Origin of the sequence: Streptomyces sp. NPDC005820 (assembly GCF_040630255.1) — a bacterium.
GTDB lineage: Bacteria > Actinomycetota > Actinomycetes > Streptomycetales > Streptomycetaceae > Streptomyces.
The window spans coordinates 91,281-108,465 of sequence record NZ_JBEXXE010000022.1 but is presented as its reverse complement, the minus strand read 5'-3'; the positions used below and the strand labels follow the sequence as shown (position 1 = coordinate 108,465).

The 17,185-nt window shown below is 72.6% G+C and carries 11 protein-coding genes; 7 read left to right on the top strand and 4 right to left on the bottom strand.

What is annotated here, in order from left to right:
• Positions 1-116 precede the first annotated feature (116 nt).
• From ABZ464_RS26600 to ABZ464_RS26580, 5 genes are read left to right on the top strand one after another with little or no spacing between them, the layout of a single operon-like run.
• On the top strand, positions 117-1,427 hold the full coding sequence (locus ABZ464_RS26600; RefSeq protein ID WP_359280392.1) for a sugar ABC transporter substrate-binding protein: 1,311 nt from the start codon (positions 117-119) through the stop codon (positions 1,425-1,427).
• Positions 1,428-1,439: 12 nt separating this feature from the next.
• Positions 1,440-2,315: a sugar ABC transporter permease gene (locus ABZ464_RS26595; RefSeq protein ID WP_359280391.1), complete on the top strand. Its 876-nt coding sequence runs from the start codon at positions 1,440-1,442 to the stop codon at positions 2,313-2,315.
• A 31-nt stretch (positions 2,316-2,346) separates the two neighbouring features.
• On the top strand, positions 2,347-3,168 hold the full coding sequence (locus tag ABZ464_RS26590; protein ID WP_359280389.1) for a carbohydrate ABC transporter permease: 822 nt from the start codon (positions 2,347-2,349) through the stop codon (positions 3,166-3,168).
• Positions 3,169-3,172: 4 nt separating this feature from the next.
• The gene (locus ABZ464_RS26585; protein WP_359280387.1) at positions 3,173-5,068 is read left to right on the top strand and encodes a beta-L-arabinofuranosidase domain-containing protein; all 1,896 of its coding nucleotides are present in this window, start codon (positions 3,173-3,175) and stop codon (positions 5,066-5,068) included.
• A gap of 20 nt (positions 5,069-5,088) precedes the next feature.
• Positions 5,089-7,212 carry a beta-L-arabinofuranosidase domain-containing protein gene (locus ABZ464_RS26580; protein ID WP_359280385.1) on the top strand — a complete coding sequence of 708 codons (2,124 nt, stop codon included), beginning with the start codon at positions 5,089-5,091 and terminating at the stop codon, positions 7,210-7,212.
• 20 nt (positions 7,213-7,232) lie between these two features.
• On the opposite strand, the gene ABZ464_RS26575 is transcribed toward ABZ464_RS26580, so the two are convergent.
• From ABZ464_RS26575 to dacB, 4 genes are all read right to left on the bottom strand, one after another.
• Complete coding sequence (locus ABZ464_RS26575; RefSeq protein ID WP_359280383.1) at positions 7,233-10,394, bottom strand: glycoside hydrolase; 3,162 nt, start codon at positions 10,392-10,394, stop codon at positions 7,233-7,235.
• A 127-nt stretch (positions 10,395-10,521) separates the two neighbouring features.
• Positions 10,522-11,826 (bottom strand): PP2C family protein-serine/threonine phosphatase, encoded by a 1,305-nt coding sequence (locus tag ABZ464_RS26570; RefSeq protein ID WP_359280382.1) that lies wholly within the window; start codon positions 11,824-11,826, stop codon positions 10,522-10,524.
• 205 nt (positions 11,827-12,031) lie between these two features.
• On the bottom strand, positions 12,032-13,741 hold the full coding sequence (gene sulP / locus ABZ464_RS26565; RefSeq protein WP_359280381.1) for a sulfate permease: 1,710 nt from the start codon (positions 13,739-13,741) through the stop codon (positions 12,032-12,034).
• 180 nt (positions 13,742-13,921) lie between these two features.
• The gene (gene dacB / locus ABZ464_RS26560) at positions 13,922-15,283 is read right to left on the bottom strand and encodes a D-alanyl-D-alanine carboxypeptidase/D-alanyl-D-alanine-endopeptidase (RefSeq protein WP_359280380.1); all 1,362 of its coding nucleotides are present in this window, start codon (positions 15,281-15,283) and stop codon (positions 13,922-13,924) included.
• 190 nt (positions 15,284-15,473) lie between these two features.
• Between dacB and ABZ464_RS26555 the strand changes: the two genes are divergently transcribed.
• Both ABZ464_RS26555 and ABZ464_RS26550 read left to right on the top strand, forming a co-directional pair.
• On the top strand, positions 15,474-16,133 hold the full coding sequence (locus tag ABZ464_RS26555) for a TetR/AcrR family transcriptional regulator C-terminal domain-containing protein (RefSeq protein ID WP_359280379.1): 660 nt from the start codon (positions 15,474-15,476) through the stop codon (positions 16,131-16,133).
• A gap of 8 nt (positions 16,134-16,141) precedes the next feature.
• A complete protein-coding gene (locus ABZ464_RS26550; RefSeq protein WP_359280377.1) occupies positions 16,142-17,185 on the top strand; it encodes a low specificity L-threonine aldolase in 1,044 nt (347 codons plus the stop codon).

Genomic DNA, 17,185 nt, shown 5'->3' with positions numbered 1-17,185 from the left:
CGACACCGAAAACCGTTGCGGACGGGGGGATTGACGACACGTCAGACCGGTTCTAGCTTTCAGAAAGCCTTTTCGGTTCCTTTCTGTCGAGGTCCTTTCTGTCGAGGGGGAACGCCATGGGGAGTACGACCCGATCACGTGGACCGATGAACCGGCTCGTCACCGGTGCCCTCGCGCTTCTCGTCGCCGCCGGTCTGGTGACGGCCTGCGGCTCGGGGAACGACAGTGGCTCCCCCGGCAGCGGCACGGCGGACGCCAAGGGTCTCGACGACGGCAGCAAGCTCACGATGTGGACCCGGGCCGCGACCCGGCCGCAGAGCGAGGCGCTGGTCGAGGCGTACAACGCGGCCCACAAGAACAAGATCGAGCTGACCGTCGTCCCCACGGACGACTACCAGGCGAAGGTCGGCGCGGCGGCCGGCTCCCACGACCTCCCCGACCTGTTCGCCTCCGACGTGGTGTTCGTCCCCAACTACACCTCCAGCGGGCTCTTCGCCGACCTCACCGGCCGCATCGACGCGCTGCCCTTCGCCGACAAGCTCGCCCAGTCGCACATCAAGGCCGGGACGTACGAGGGCAAGAAGTACGTCGTGCCGCACACCCTCGACCTCTCGGTGCTCTTCTACAACAAGGACCTCTACCGCAAGGCGAAGCTCGACCCCGAGAAGCCGCCCACCACCCTCGCCGAGTGGGATCAGCAGGCGCGGGCCGTGGACGCCCTGGGCGGAGACGTCAACGGCACCTTCTTCGGCGGCAACTGCGGCGGCTGCGGAGTCTTCACCTGGTGGCCGTCCATCTGGGCCGCCGGCGAGGAGGTCCTCAACGAGGACGGCACCGCGGCCGATCTCGACTCCGCCACCGCGCAGAAGGTCTACGACACCTACCGGGGCTGGGTGCGGGACGACATCGTCGCCCCGGGCGCCAAGGACGAGAACGGCACCACCTGGACCGGCGTCTTCCCGAAGGGGAAGGTCGGGGTCATGCCCATGCCGTCGACCACGCTGGGTCTGATGCCCAAGGGCCTCGACCTCGGCGTCGCCCCCATCCCCGGGCCCGACGGCGGGAAGTCCACCTTCGTCGGCGGCGACGCCATCGGCATCTCCGCCACCAGCAAGAAGGCCGACCAGGCCTGGAACTTCCTCGCCTGGTCCCTGGGCGAACAGGCCCAGGTCGACGTGGTCGCCGCCCACAAGGACGTGGTCGCCCGCACCGACCTCGCCGCCAACAAGTACTCCTCCGCCGACCCGCGCCAGGTCACCATCAACCAGCTCGTCGCCGACGGCCGCACCCCCTACGCGCTGAAGTTCGGCCAGACCTTCAACGACCCCAACGGGCCCTGGCTGACCCTCATGCGCGACGCCGTGTTCGGCGACGGCGGATCCCTGGAGAAGGACAACAAGGCCGTCACCGCCTCGCTGGCCGACTGACCGGAGGACAGCATGCAGGTGTCCCGCAAGGTCCAGGGACTCGGCTACGCGGCCCCCACCGCCCTGTTCGTCGCCGTCTTCTTCCTGCTGCCGCTGCTGCTCGTCGGGCAGATGTCCCTCAGCGACTGGCCGCTGCTCGCCGGCGACCGGGGCGCCAACGCCCCCGAGAACTACACCGACGTCACCGACGGCACCCTGTTCTGGCCCGCCGTCCGCTTCACCCTCCTCTACACCGCGATCGTCACCGTCGTCCTCCTCGGCCTCGCCCTCCTCCTCGCCCTCCTCGTCCAGGAGTCCCGCCCCGGCGCCGGGTTCTACCGCACGGTCTACTTCCTGCCCGGCGCCCTCGGCCTCGCCTCCGCCTCCCTCCTCTTCTGGGGCCTGTACAGCCCCACCACCGGACCCCTCAGCCGCCTCCCGCAGCACCTCGGACTCGCCGACGACCCGGTGTCCTTCCTCGGCACCCCCACCTCCGCCCTGCTGTCGACGGTGTTCCTCGTCGTCTGGAAGTTCGCCGGCTTCTACATGCTGATCCTGCTCGTGGGCCTCCAGCGCATCCCCCACGAGGTGTACGAGGCCGCCCGCATGGACGGAGCGAGCCGCGCCCAGACCTTCCGTTCGATCACCCTGCCCCTGCTGCGCCCGTCCCTCGCCCTGTCGCTCCTGCTCTGCGTGACCGGATCGCTGCTCGCCTTCGACCAGTTCTTCGTCCTCACCAAGGGCGGACCGGACAACAGCACCGTCACCGTCGTGCAGTTGATCTACCGGGAGGCCTTCCAGCGGATGGACCTCGGCACCGCGGCCGCCCTCTCCATCGTCGTACTCGCCGCGCTGCTCCTGCTCAACGCCCTGCAGTTCCGCGGTCTGCGCCACGCCGACGAGTCATGAACCCCACCACCTCGAAGGAGGGACACCCCCGGTGCCCACCCGCACCCCAGGCCGGACGCCCCACCACGTCCTCGCCGGAGGTCTCGCCGTCGTCTTCCTCTTCCCCCTGCTGTGGAACGCCTGGGCCTCGGTCAGCGCCCAGCCCGGCACCGCGCAGGAGTCCGGCTACGGCCTCGGCAACTACCGCACCCTGCTGGAGTACGACGCCGGCCTGGGGCGGTACCTCCTCAACAGCACGGTCGTCTCGGCCCTCACCGTCGCCCTGACCGTGAGTGTCTCCCTGCTGGGCGGCTACGCCTTCGCCCGCTTCACGTTCCCCGGCAGGAACCTGCTGTTCCTGCTGACCCTGGCCATCCTCATGGTCCCGTACGCCACCCTCCTCATCCCGCTCTACGTGCTGCTCGGCAGACTCCATCTGCAGAACTCGCTGATCGGGCTGAGCCTGGTCCTCGCCCTGTTCCAGCTGCCGTTCGCCACCTTCATGATGCGGATCTCCTTCGAGGCGGTCCCGCGGGAACTGGAGGAGTCCGCGCTCGTCGACGGCTGCGGCACGGCGGGCGCACTGCGCCGGGTCCTGCTCCCCGCGGTGCGACCGGGGCTGATCACCGTGGGGCTCTTCGCGTTCCTCGCGGCCTGGAACGACTTCATCGCACCGCTGATCCTCATCTCGGACAGCGAGAAGGCGCCCCTGCCGCTGGCCGTCGCCACCCTGCGCCAGCAGAGCATGGGCGCCGTCGACTACGGGGCCACCGAGGCGGGCGTGGTGGTCCTCGCCGTGCCCTGCCTGCTGGTCTTCCTGCTGCTGCAACGCCACTACGTACGGGGCTTCATGTCGGGCGCTCTGAAGGGATGATGGCGTGAAGGAGAACACCACGGGGTCCGCAGTCCTGCCGGTGGCGCCGAGCCGGGGGCGGCTGCGGCCGCTCGGCCTCGACGAGATCCGTATCACCGGCGGGTTCTGGGCCCGGCGCCGCCACGTCAACGCCACCGCCACCCTGGACCACTGCCGCGACTGGATGGAACGCGTCGGCTGGACCGGCAACTTCACCGCCGCCGTCGAGGGCCGGATCCACCGGGACCGGCGCGGCCGGGAGTTCGCCGACTCCGACGTCTACAAGCTCCTCGAAGCCATGTCCTGGGAGACGACCCACGGCGCCGACCCGGACCTGGAAACGGCCATCGCCGCCGCCCAGGAACCGGACGGCTATCTGAACACCGCCTTCGGCCGCCCCGGCCAGCAGCCCCGGTACAGCGACCTCGAATGGGGCCACGAGCTGTACTGCTACGGGCACTTGATCCAGGCGGGCGTGGCCCAGGCCCGGGCCCGGGGCGACGGCGAACTGGCGAAGACCGCCCGCCGGGCCGCCGACCACGTCTGCGCCACCTTCGGCCGGGGCGGCATCGAACGCGTCTGCGGGCACCCGGTGATCGAGACCGCCCTGGTCGAACTGGCCCGGCTCACGGGCGAGCAGCGCTATCTCGACCAGGCCGCCCTGTTCGTCGACCGCCGAGGGCACGGCACCCTCGCCGACGGCGAGTTCGGCCGCGTCTACCACCAGGACGACCTGCCGGTGCGGCAGGCCCGCGTCCTGCGCGGCCATGCCGTGCGCGCCCTCTACCTCGCCGCCGGCGCGGTCGACGTGGCCGTGGAGACCGGGGACGACGACCTGCTCGCCGCCGTCGTACGGCAGTGGGAGGCCACGGTCGCCCGGCGCACGTATGTCACCGGCGGCATGGGCTCGCACCACCGTGACGAGTCCTTCGGCGACGACTTCGTCCTGCCGCCCGACCGCGCCTACTCGGAGACCTGCGCCGGGGTGGCCTCCGTCCAGCTGAGCTGGCGGCTGCTGCTCGCCACCGGTGAGCCCCGGTTCGCCGACCTGGCGGAGCGGACCCTGTACAACGTCGTCGCGGCCTCCCCGTCCGAGGACGGCCGTGCCTTCTTCTACGCCAACACGCTGCACCGGCGCCGCCGCGGCACCGTACCCGCGAAGGACGCCGAGAGCCCGCGCGCCGAGTCCAGTCTGCGCGCGCCCTGGTTCGCCGTGTCCTGCTGCCCGACGAACGTGGCCCGAACCGTGGCCGCGCTGCCCACCTACCTGGCCACGACGGACGACCACGGCCTCCAGCTCCACCAGTACGCCGACGCGGAGATCTCCACCGGCGGCATCGGCCTGCGGATCCGCACCGACTATCCCTCGGACGGCCGGGTCACCGTACGGATCGACCGGTCGCCCGAGCACCCGTGGACGCTGTCCCTGCGGGTGCCGGCCTGGGCGGAGGGCGGGACGGCCCGGCTGGTCGAACCGGACGGCACGAGCCGGACCGTTGCGCCGGGCACGGCCACGGTCACCCGTTCCTTCCGCCCCGGGGACGAGATCCTTCTCGAACTCCCCGTCGCGCCTCACTGGATCGCGCCCGACCCGCGCATCGACGCCGTACGCGGCACGGTCGCCGTCCAGCGTGGGCCGCTCGTGTACTGCGCGGAGTCCGTGGACCTCCCGGACGGCCACGAGGCCGACGCGATCCGGGTGGACGCGTCCGCCGCGCCGCAGGACGGGCCCGACGGCACCGTGGTCGCGCCCGGTGACCTCACCGCACCCGCCGCACGGGCCTGGCCGTACCGGCCGCTCGACCGGACCCCCGCACCCGTCGCCGACCGCACGGGCATCGTCCTCGTCCCCTACCACTCCTGGGCGAACCGGGGCCCCTCGACGATGCGGGTGTGGCTGCCGACGACCGACCCACGCTGACCGCCGATCGGAGCCCCCACATGAGACGACCCCCCACCCGCAGGCGCCTGTTGGGCATCGCCGCCGGTACCGCCGCGGCCACCCCCCTCCTGCCGCTGACGGTCCCCGCGCGGGCCGCGGCGGCCACGGCACCCGCGGCCACCACCTGGCCGGTCCAGCCCTTCCCGCTGGACCGGGTCACCCTCGGCGACGGTGTGTTCCGCCGCAAGCGCGACCTCATGCTGGAGTACGCCCGCTCCTACCCCGCCGACCGCATCCTGGCCGTCTTCCGGGCCAACGCCGGTCTCGACACCCGCGGCGCCCAGCCGCCCGGCGGCTGGGAGACCTCCGACGGCAATCTGCGCGGGCACTTCGCGGGTCACTTCCTCACCCTCCTCGCCCAGGCGTACGCCGACACCCGGGAGGCCGCGCTCAAGTCCAAGCTGGACTACGTGATCGGCGCGCTGGCCGAGTGCCGGCAGGCCTTCGCCGAGCACGGCTCGCCCAGACCCAGCCACCCGGGCTATCTGGCGGCGTACCCGGAGACGCAGTTCGTCCTGCTGGAGAGCTACACGACCTACCCCACCATCTGGGCGCCGTACTACACCTGCCACAAGATCCTGCGCGGGCTGCTCGACGCCCACACCCTGGCCGGGAACGCCCAGGCGCTCACCCTCGCCTCGGGGCTGGGGGACTGGGTGCACAGCCGGCTCGCCCGGCTGCCGAAGGCGCAGCTGGAACGCATGTGGTCGATCTACATCGCCGGGGAGTACGGCGGGATGAACGAGGTGCTGGCGGACCTGTACGCCCTCACCGGCCGGGCCGAACACCTCGCCGCCGCCCGCTGTTTCGACAACACCACGTTGCTGGACGCCTGCGCCCAGGACCGCGACATCCTCGACGGCCGGCACGCCAATCAGCACATCCCCCAATTCACCGGCTATCTAAGGGTGTTCGACCACACGGGAGAGGCGCGGTACGCCGACGCGGCCTGGCATTTCTGGCGGATGGTCGCGGGGCCCCGGACGTACAGCCTGGGCGGTACCGGCCAGGGCGAGATGTTCCGCGCCCGGGGCGCCATCGCCGCCACCCTGGGCGACAACAACGCCGAGACCTGTGCGACGTACAACCTGCTGAAGCTGAGCCGGCAGCTGTTCTTCCGGGAGCCGGACCCGGTCTACATGGACCACTACGAGCGCGGCCTGACCAACCACATCCTCGCCTCGCGCCGGGACGCCCGCAGCACGAGCAGCCCGGAGGTCACCTACTTCGTGGGGATGGGCCCGGGGGTGGTGCGGGAGTACGACAACACTGGTACCTGCTGCGGCGGCACCGGCATGGAGAACCACACCAAGTACCAGGACTCGGTCTACTTCCGCTCGGCCGACGGCGGGACCCTGTTCGTCAACCTCTCCGTCGCCTCGACCCTGCGCTGGCCGGAGCGCGGGTTCGTCGTCGAGCAGACCAGCGCCTTCCCGGCGGAGGGGGTGCGCACCCTGACGTTCCGCGAGGGCGCCGGCGCCCTCGATCTCCGGCTGCGGATCCCGTCCTGGGCGACGACCGGGGTGACCGTCACCGTCAACGGGGTCCCGCACCCGGCCCCGGCCGTACCGGGCAGCTATCTCTCCGTGAACCGGACCTGGCGGCCCGGCGACCGGGTGCAGATCTCCACGCCGTACCGTCTGCGCGTCGAACGCGCCCTGGACGATCCCACCGTCCAGTCGGTGTTCCACGGACCGGTGCTGCTGGTCGCCCAGAGCCCGGCTCAAGGGTTCCGCGCGTTCTCCTTCTACAAGGACTTCACCCTCCAGGGAGATCTGGCCGCCGCGATCGGACCCGAGGGCCGGCCGCAGTACTTCACCACCCACGGCCTGACCCTCGCCCCGTTCTTCGTCGCGGACTCCACCCGCTACCACGCCTACTTCCGGCGCACCGAGCCCGTCGTGGTGTTCGGCACGGCCGACTCCGGCGTCCCCAACCGGGCCCGCGGCGACGGACTGACCTTCCTCGACGTCCTCTGGGCGGGGGCGCCCTTCGCCTCGCAGGCCCGCTTCCTGGACGCGGTGCGGGCCCTCGCCGACGCCTGGCTGGCCGAGGGCCGCCTCACCCGGGCCGAGCGCGACGCCGTGGTCGCCGCCGCGGTCCGGGCGAATCTACGGCGCTGAGGGCCGTCGGCGCGCACCCGTCAGCGCCGTACGAGCTCGATCCGGTACGTCGTCGTCCGTGACCCGTCCTCACCGGTCACGGCGACGACGGCCAGGTGCCTGCCGGACTCGCGAGTCCTCGTGACCGTCACCGTCGCATACGGGTCACGGGCCGTCGCCGTGACGACGGCGCGGGCCGGGTCGGCGGTGACCACGTGGTAGTCGGTCGTCCCGGGGTCGAAGGCCGCGACCGGGACACCGGCCACGTCGATCGACCCGGCGGCCGAGTCGGCGGAGACCCCGGCCGCCTTGGCGTACACCTCGATCTCGCTCATCGTGATGTACCCCCCGGCCCGTGCCGTCATCACCAGCCGCACCCCGGTCGCCGGCCCCGCCCTCAGCGGTACGTCCACCACCGGCGTGCCCTCGGTCCCGACCGCGATCTCGTCGCTCGCGTCGGCCCAGCCGCCGGCGGAGTCGCGCACCTGCGCCTTCAGGACCGCCGGGAAGGAGGGGTTGCTCCCGTCCCGGTAGAAGTGCGCCACGAGCCGGGTGAGATCGCGGGCCGCCGGCAGGGTGAAGGTGATGGTGTCGGACGGGTTCTTGGTGGTCCCCGGCTTCCAGTTGGACCAGGCCTTCTCGGAGGTGTCCCCGTTGCGCAGGCGCTCGGCGGAGTAGCCGCTCTCGGTGAAGGTGGCCGCGACGGACACCTCGGGGTCCGGGGCGAGATCGGTCTCGGCGGGCTCGGTGACCTGTACGCGGACGGTCGCCGCCGCCGTGCCGCCGTCGACGATCCGCGCGGTGCCGTGCAGCGTCACGACCCCGGTCGCCGCGAACGCGTCCTCGGGCGCCGGGTCCCAGGTCACCGGCAGTTCGGTCCGGCCGCCGTGCGCGCCCACGCCGACGACCGTGGCCGGCAGCCGTGGGCCGCCGCCGACGTAGGTCTTGGCGCGGCCGGGCAGCGTGGCGGCGACGGTGTCCACGGTGACGACGGCCCGCGCGGGGATCGCCCGGCCGAGCGGATCGACGGCCCGGCCGGTGACCCGTACCGTGCCCGGCACCCGCCAGGCCCCCTCCGACGGGAGCCGCCACACCACGGGGAGCGCGCCACGGGCGCCGTCCCGGTACACCGGGGTCACCGTGGTGGGGAGTTCCGGCGTCCGGCCGGGGGTGGTGAACACCTCGGCGGGCCGGGTGCGCAGCACGGTCTCGTCGGTCACGGTCCAGCGCTGGTTCGCCGCCGAGGTCGGGGTGTACGCGGACACCTGGGCGCCGTCCGCCGTGGACTGCCCGGTGACGTCGAGGAGGCGGCCGGTGGCGGCGTTGACGAGGGTCCAGGTGCCGTCGCCGGTGGTGGACAGGATCCACTGCGCGGCGGCGTCGGGCGCACCGCCGGCCGGGTCCTCCAGGACCGCCTTGCCGTCCCGCACGGCGAGTCGCCTGCCGGTGGCGGCGCCGACGACGGCGTAGCGCTCGCGGTTGCCGAGGCCCCGCGTCAGCTGCTCCACCCGCCACAGCTGTGGGGCGGCGGCCGGGTCGGTCGTACGGATCACGGGGGCGCCGCCGTCCGCGGAGGGCGTGAGCGACTTGCCGCTCTGTGCGCCCTGCACCCGGTAGACGTGTCCCTTCCGGACGAGTGCGGCGTCCTTCGCCACGCCGCCGACGCCCGAGACCTGGAAGGTCGTGACCGACTTCGCGGGGACGGTGAGCGTGGCCGACCGGCCGGTGACCGGGACCGGGGTGCCCCGGACGAGGGCGCCCTCCGCGCTCGTCACCACCGGGGTGACGGTGGCGCCCGGCGCGACCCCGGCGAAGCGGGAGAGATCGAGGGTGACGGCGCGGGCGGTCGTGCCGCCGTTGACGTGCACGACGGTCGCCGCGCGGCCGGACCGGGCGACGGCGGCCACGCTGGAGGTGTCGTCGACCTTCACGAAGTGGTCGCCGGGGCGGATGTAGTGGGTGAAGTTCCGGATCGTGTGGAACTTGGAGTTGGTGCGGATCGGGCAGGTCTCCAGGGTGTCGGCGGCCGTGCAGGTGAAGGGGACGTGGACGCTGCCCCAGTTCTTGCCCGCCGCGGCCTGCGGGAGCGCGTCCTCGATCGGCTGCCAGAACACCCAGGCGGAGGGCTCCAGTTCCCGCATGTCGTCGACCATCCGGGTGGCGATGCCGAGTCCCGGGTCCATGCCGGTGTAGTCGGTGCCGGTGCCCCAGGTGCCCTCGACCTCGCTCATCCACAGATTCTTGTCGGCGCCCTTGGCGATGTCCCGGGCGGCGGTGCGCATACCGGTGCCGTAGGTGTGGACGTTGAGCTGGTCGACGGCGGCGCGGGCGGAGGTGTCGTAGGCGTTCCAGTTCTGGGTGAAGATCGTGGGGTTGGTCTCGTCCATCGCCGAGACCCCGGCGCCGGTCGAGGCGCCGCGCAGGGCCTTGTCGAGGGCGAGGAGCACCTTCTGCTGGAGGGCGGGGCCGGCGTGCGCGCCCTCCTGGCGGCCGCCCGTGGGCCGGCCGTCGGCGCCCAACTGAGTTCCCCAGTAGGTGGTGTTGGGCTCGTTGAGCGGGTCGATGGTGTCGAAGGCGATGCCGTGTTCGCGCTCCAGCCGCTCGGTCACACGGACGAGGTAGGCCGCGAAGTCGTCCACGCGGTCCGCGCGGATCTGGTCGGCGCCGGAGTCGAAGCCGCCGGAGACGTATCCGCTGACCGTCTGGAACCACGGCGGTGAGTTGCTGAACGCCTCCCACCGGGTGACCTTGTCCTTGATCTGGTCCACCCACCAGCGCTGGCCCGCGTCGGCGTCCCCGTTCCAGTCGTCGGGATCGTTCGGGTCCCACCAGTCCGTGTCCGTACGGGTGGTGCCCTCCGGGGCCTTCCAGAAGCCCTCCATGGTTGCGCCGGCCTTCATGTAGTCCTGGCGGACGTCGGGGGCGTTGCCGCCGCCGATGTTGTAGCGCGCGATGTTCAGCCGCAGCCCGTCCTCGCCGAAGAGGAGGTCGACCAGGCGCCGCCGGACCGGCTCCGGGTAGCCGCCGGTGGCGTTGGCGAACCAGACCAGGCTCGTCCCCCAGCCCTCGAACTCCTGCTGCCGGTACGACGGATCGATCCGCACGGTCACCGCGGCCGTCGTCGCCGGGGTGACCGCGACGGCGGCGGGGGTGGAGGCGGTGACGAGACCCGCGCCGAGCATCAGGGGCACTGCCGGCACCATCGCCCGGATCATGCGCTGCCGTCGGAACACGGAACCCCCCAGAATCGACCAGAAGCGATCAGCTTCAGGTATGCTCAGCGACAGTAATGAGCACGTCAAGACGGTGGGTGTCCGCCGGGGACGGAAATCAGCCCGCGGCCGGGGTCAGCTCGGCCAGCAGCAGGGTGCGGTCGTCGGCTCCGGGCGTGCCCGAGGGCAGTTGCAGGAGCCGTTCGCACAGGGCGGGCAGCGCGGCCGGGTCGCCGGCGTCGGCGGGCTCGGCGACGGCCTCGTCCAGGGCGCGCGCCAGCCGGCCGATCTCCTGGTCTATGTCGGCCTCCCGGGACTCCACCAGACCGTCGCTGTAGAGGGCGAGCAGGGCCGGTTCCGGCACGGTCAGCACCGTCGGTTCGTAGCTGCCCGAGCCGAGACCGAGCGGCAGGCCCGCGCCGGTCAGCGCGACCGGGGAGGTGCGCCCGTCCGGGCCGCGCAGCAGCGGCGGCGGATGCCCCGCCCCCACCAGGGAACAGGTGCGCTCCCGCGCGTCCCACTCGGCGTACACACAGGTCGCGAACGAGGCCCCGGGCGTCTCGCTGGCGAGCGCGTCGAGCCGACGGATGACCTCCGCCGCCGGGATGTCCAGACCCGCCAGCGTACGCAGGGCCGTGCGCAGCTGGATCATCGCGACGGCCGACTCCGGGCCGTGCCCCATGGCGTCCCCGACGATCAGCCCGACCCGGTCGCCCGGCCGCCGCAGCACGTCGTACCAGTCGCCGCCGACCACACTGCCCTTCCCGGCGGGCAGACAGCCGTGCGCTATCCGGCACCCCTCGAGCTTCTGCGCCGGACCCGGCGGCAGACTGTCCCGGATGGCCAGGGCGGTGCGGCGCTCACGCTCGTAGCGGCGCGCGTTGTCCAGCGCGACACAGGCCTTGGCGGCCAGCGCCTCCACGGCGGCCACGTCGGCGGGCCGGAACGGCGCCCGCCCCTCTTTGCGCGTGCACGTCATGAAGCCGATCGGGACACCCCGCAGCCGCAGCGGGACGACCAGGAAGGCCCCCACCCGCAGCAGATCGCCGCGGCGCGCCTCGCCGTCCCCGGTGGCCGTCAGCCGCTCGGCCATGTACGGGTCCACCTTGTCGAGCACCTGCGCGTGCCCGGCCAGGAGGGCCTGCGCGTAGGGGGTGTCACGCGGGAAGGACACCATCTCCCCGACCGGCAGCACCCCCTCCCAGTCCTCGGCGGCCCCGGGCCCCACCCGCAGCGCCAGTCGGCGCGCCTCGACGCGCCGGGTGTCCGAGGCCGGCGGCGCGTCCTCCGCGCGCCGCCAGCGCTCCAGCAGGTACAGGGAGGCCGCGTCGCAGAATCCGGGCGTCAGCGCGTGCACGACATGGCTGCCGGTCAGCCGCAGATCGAGTTCCGAGCCGATGACATCGGCCGCGGGGGAGAACACCGACCGGCGGGGCGAGGACAGGGGGTCGGGTGAGTCGGAGCCGCGGCTGTGCGGGTCGTTCCGCAGGGTCGTGCCTTTCGGGTGGGACGGCCGCGTGGCGGGGACAACGGATCACCACGCGTAGTCGGCCACTATATGATGAAGCGTCAAGTCACGAGATCGCGCGGCAAGTTGCCGGCCGCGGAACGACCTCTTCCGGCCGTTGTCAGGACGGTTCCGGGCGGCCCGCGCGCCACTCCTTGTAGGCGGCCACCGCGGTGGGCAGCGTCGGGAAGATCAGCTCCTCGCCGACGGACCGAGTCAGACCGTACGCGTCCAGGTCGTGCCGCAGGTCCTGTTTCACCCGTGCCAGCGCGAACACCACGTCACGCCGGGCGAGTTCGCGGCGCAGCTCGTCGACCGCGTCGAGCGCGGTGATGTCCACCTCCACATTGGCCTCGGCGTTCAGCACGAACCACCGCACCGGATCCTGCTGTTCGTCGACCGCGGCCAGCGCCCGGCGCCGGAAGTCCTCCGCGTTGGCGAAGAACAGCGGGGAGTCGTACCGGTACACCAGCAGCCCAGGGATCGTGGTGGCCTGCGGATAGTCGTCGATGTCGTGCATCCCGGCCAGACCGGGCACCAGCCCCTGCACCGCGTCGTGCGGACGGGCCACCCGGGTCAGCAGCTCCGCCACCGACAGGCCGACGGCGACCAGCACGCCGTACAGGATGTCCAGGAGCAGCACGCCGGCCAGACAGCCGACGGCGAGCAGCAGCTCACGGCGGCGGAAGGAGGCCAGCCGGCGGAAGCCCGCCAGGTCGATCATGCGGATCGCGGCGTAGACGACGAGCGCGCCGAGGACCGCCGACGGCGTGTGGGTCAGCAGCGGCCCCAGGAAGAGCAGCACCGCGAGCACCACCGCCCCCGCGAACAGGGAGTACGCCTGGCTGCGGGCGCCCGCCGAGGAGGCGAGCGCGGTGCGGCTCGCGCTGCTGCTGACCGGGAAGCCGTGCAGCACGCCCGCGCCCAGGTTGGCCGTGCCCAGCGCCAGGAACTCCTGGTCGGCGTCGAGCTCGGGGCCCTCGGTCTCGGGGCCGGCGAACGCGCGCGCGGTGAGCACGAAGTCGGTGTAGGCCACCAGCAGCACGCCCACCGCGGGCAGGACGAGCTGCGGCAGGTCCGAGAGGTGCGGGACGGACAGGCTCGGCAGGCCCGAGGGGATCTCGCCGATCACCTTCAGGCCGTAGCGCTCGTCCAGGTCGAACAGGGCCACCGCCGAGGTGGAGAGGACCACCGCCAGCAGCGGGCCCGGAAGCCTGGGGAACCAGCGGGCCACCACGAACAGCAGGGCGAGGATGCCGGCCGAGAACAGCAGCGTGGCGAGGTGGAGGTCCGGCAGGTGCGTGACGAACGACCACACCTGCGGGAAGAACTTCGACCCCGTGGTCTCCACCCCGGTCAGCTTGGGCAGCTGGTCCACGATCATGATCAGGGCCACGCCGGCCAGATACCCGATCAGGACCGGCCGGGACAGCAGGTCCGCGACGAAGCCCAGCCGCAGGGCCCACGCCGCGAGACACAGCAGGCCCACCGTGACGGCCAGCGCGGCCGCCAGCACGGCGTAGCGCCCCGGATCACCGGCCGCGAGCGGGGCCACCACCGTGGCCGTCATCAGCGCGGTCGTCGACTCCGGGCCCACCGACAGCAGCCGCGAGGAGCCGAACAGCGCGTAGAGGCCGAGCGCGGGCAGGATCGCCCACAGCCCGGCCACCGGCGGCAGCCCGGCCACGCCCGCGTACGCCATCACCTGCGGCACCAGATACGCCGCGACCGTCACCCCGGCGAGCAGGTCGCCGCGCAGCCACGTACGGCGGTATCCGGCCAGGACCGCGAGCCCGGGCAGCGGGCGGAACCTCGACGGGGCGTGCGACATGGATCTCCTTCGGCGGACGCCTTCAGCATCCCCCTGGGTGGGAGTGCTGGCGACAGCATCGCAGGGCGTCGTGGCCCGGGAGGGACCCGGCGGGACCGGACGAAGACGGAGTCGTCGCCCGGCGCGGAGGCGTACGTCTCAGCTTGCGGAGGTTGATGAGATGTCAGGACCGCGCATGGTTCAGGCCCAGCAGCCGTTCACGGTCGCGGCGAGGCCGTCCATGGCGTCCTTGATGTCGCTCGCGTTGGCGGTGGAGCCGTTCTCGATGAAGGAGAACACCTTCCACTTGCCGTCCTTGCCCTGGGTGAGGCCGCTCAGCGCGATCGCCCCGGTCAGGGTGCCGGTCTTGGCGTGCACCTTGCCGACGGCGCACGAGGAGTTCACGTCGTCGAAGCGGCCCCACTCCGGGCCGAGGGTGCTGCCGGCCTCGCCGGAGACGGGCAGGCCGTCCAGGATCGAGCCCAGGGTGGGCGCGTACCGGTCCTGCGTCAGCAGTTCCAGGATCTCCGCGAGGGTGGCCGCCGGGATGCGGTCGGCGCGGGAGAGGCCACTGCCGTCGTACATCTCGAAGTTGGCGAGGGACACGCCGTACCGCTCGCTCAGCACCTGGCGCACCACCTCCGTGCCGCCCTCGAAGGTGGCCGGGCGGCCCGCGCCGAGGGCGGTCATCCGCAGCAGCGTCTCGGCGATGTTGTTGTCGCTCTTCTTCAGCATGGTGTGGACGATGTCCGACAGCGGCGCCGACTGGTGCCGGGCCACCGGCACGTCGTGCTCGCTCGCGGTGGCGCGGGTGACGTTCCCGTCGACGGTGACGCCGTTCGCGGCGAGCTGCCGGGCGAAGACCTGCCCGGCGTCCAGCGAGGTGTCGTCCACTCCGTGCCCGTCGACGACGAGCGCGCGCACCGGGGCGACCGAGTCCGGGTAGTAGCCGGTGTTCCAGCCGTTGGCCAGGCTCGGCTCGGGGAACAGGCTGTCGTCCACGGCGACCTTCACGGAGGTCAGGCCCGCCGCCTTGAGCCCGTCCACCGCCGTCTTCGCCAGCTCGGCGAGGTCGGCGCCGGTCAGGGTCCGGTCGCCGCCGCCGACGAGGGTCAGCCTGCCGTCGCCGTAGACGACGTTCGTGGTGAACCGGTGATCCGGGCCGAGGACCGTGAGGGCGCCGGTCGCGGTGGCGAGCTTGACGTTGGACGCGGGCATCAGCGCGGTGGCCGCGTTGTGGTCCCACAGCGTGGCGTCCGACTCCGCGTCCAGGACCACGCCGCTGACGTTGGAGCCCAGGCGCGTGTCGAGGACGCGGGTCTCGAGGTTGGTGACCATCTGCTGGTCGTCCGCGTCGAGGGTCGCGGTCTTGGCCGTGGTGCCGATGCCCTTGCCGGCCGCGAAGGCCGAGGGTCCCGACAGCGCCACCGAGGCGACGGGCACGGCCATGGCGAGCACGAGCGCCCGCCGCATGCCGGTGCCGTGCTGCCGGGGCCTGCGGTGCCGACGCCGGCCGCCGGGCTCGAAGGAGGCGGTCGAGGTCTCCGCGGTCATGTCACTCATGGGGTTCGAGACTTTCTGTGGGGGCACTGTGCAGCGAACTCCGGCGCACATTACCGGAATTGATCGCTCACCCGGCCGGCCCCGGGGTGGGTCTGCCCGCAGGCGCGTCCGTCCGTGCACCGGGGGACGGCGCCGACGGCGTGAGCGGGTGCCCTTACAGATCGATACGCTGTACCGTACGATGACTCGTATGCCCCGCCGCACCCCCGCCCTGGACCGCGCCACACCGGACCGGATCGCCGAGGCCGCCCTCCTCCTGATGGACGAGGACGGCCCCGAGGCGCTCACCTTCCGCGCCCTCGCCGCCCGGCTCGACATCTCCCTGGCCTCCCTCCAGCGCCGCTGCACCGATCTGTCCGGGCTGCTCGACCTGTGCCTCGACCACCTCGCCGCCCGGCTGCCCGAGCCCACGCCCGGCGGCGACTGGGCCACCGCCACCGAGGCCCGGTTCACCGCGCTGTACCGGCTGCTGGTGGATCACCCGGGTCTGCTCGTGCTGCGCGGCGCCCGCCCCTGGCTCGGGCAGCACCTGCTGGCCCGGCTGGTCGAGCCGCAGCTCGCCGACAGCCTCGCCGCCGGGATGAGCGCCGAGGAGGCGATCGCCGCCTACCGCCGGATGTATCTGCTGACCCTCGGCAGCGCGAGCTTCGTCGACCACCGAGACCCCCGGTCCGCCCAGGCGCTCACCCGCACCGCGCTCGCCGCCCTGGACCCCGAGGAGTTCCCGGCGCTGACGGGCCATCTGACCGCGATCGTCCCGGCGGTGACCCGGCACGACGTCTACTACGGCGCGCTGCGCCAGCTGATCCGGGCGGCCGCCCCGACCCCGGCCCCCGCCGACACCCCCTGAGGACCTCCATGACCACCCCCGCACGCATCTTCAGCAGCGACAACACCGCCGGCGCCTCCCCGGAGATCGTCGAGGCCGTGACCCGGGCCGCCGCCGGCCAGGCCAAGCCGTACGGCGCGGACGACCTCACCGCCGATGTCCGGCGCCGCCTGGGCGAGATATTCGAACGCGACGTCGACGTCCTGCTCGTCTCCACCGGCTCCGCCGCCAACGCCCTCTCCCTCGCCGCGCTCACCCCGCCCTGGGGCAGCGTGCTCTGCCACCGCGACAGCCACATCAACAACGACGAGTGCGGGGCGCCCGAGTTCTACACCGCGGGCGCGAAGCTCGTTCCGCTCGGCGGCGAGGACGCCAGGATCGACCCCGACGAGCTGCGGGCGGCCGTCCGGCACAAGGCCGGGGACGTGCACAGCGTGGAGCCCTCGGTGGTGAGCCTGACCCAGGCGACCGAGACCGGCGCCGTGTACACCCTCGACGAGATCGAGACCCTGGGCTCGCTCACCCGGGAGGCCGGGCTGCGCCTGCACATGGACGGGGCCCGGTTCGCCGGAGCCGTCGCCGCGCTCGGCCGCACCCCCGCCGAGCTGACCTGGCGGGCGGGCGTGGACCTGCTGTCGTTCGGCGCGACCAAGAACGGCACGATGACCGCCGACGCGATCGTCGTCTTCGACCGCTCCCTCACGCCCGAACTCGCCTTCCGCGCCAAGCGCGCCGGCCAGCTCGCCGCCAAGATGCGGTTCCACGCAGCCCAGCTGGACGCCTATCTCACCGACGACCTGTGGCTGCGCAACGCGGCCCACGCCAACGCCATGGCGGCCCGCCTCCAGGACGGGCTGAAGGCGCTGCCCGAGGTGGGCCTGCTCGGCGTCGCGGACGCGAACATCGTCTTCTGCCGGCTGCCCCTGCAGGTCACCGAAGGGCTCCTCGCCGAGGGCTACGTCTTCTACCACGACCGCTGGGAGCCGGGCGTGGCCCGTTTCGTCACCTCCTTCGCGACGACGGAGGCGGACGTCGACGGTCTGCTGGAGGCGGTCCGCCGGCACGCGGGTTGA

Coding starts and splice junctions, on each gene's coding strand:
- ABZ464_RS26600 (WP_359280392.1), top strand. CDS start 117: ATGGGGAGTACGACCCGATCACGTGGACCGATGAACCGGCTCGTCACC.
- ABZ464_RS26575 (WP_359280383.1), bottom strand. CDS start 10,394: ATGGTGCCGGCAGTGCCCCTGATGCTCGGCGCGGGTCTCGTCACCGCC.
- ABZ464_RS26555 (WP_359280379.1), top strand. CDS start 15,474: ATGCCCCGCCGCACCCCCGCCCTGGACCGCGCCACACCGGACCGGATC.
- ABZ464_RS26595 (WP_359280391.1), top strand. CDS start 1,440: ATGCAGGTGTCCCGCAAGGTCCAGGGACTCGGCTACGCGGCCCCCACC.
- dacB (WP_359280380.1), bottom strand. CDS start 15,283: ATGAGTGACATGACCGCGGAGACCTCGACCGCCTCCTTCGAGCCCGGC.
- sulP (WP_359280381.1), bottom strand. CDS start 13,741: ATGTCGCACGCCCCGTCGAGGTTCCGCCCGCTGCCCGGGCTCGCGGTC.
- ABZ464_RS26580 (WP_359280385.1), top strand. CDS start 5,089: ATGAGACGACCCCCCACCCGCAGGCGCCTGTTGGGCATCGCCGCCGGT.
- ABZ464_RS26550 (WP_359280377.1), top strand. CDS start 16,142: ATGACCACCCCCGCACGCATCTTCAGCAGCGACAACACCGCCGGCGCC.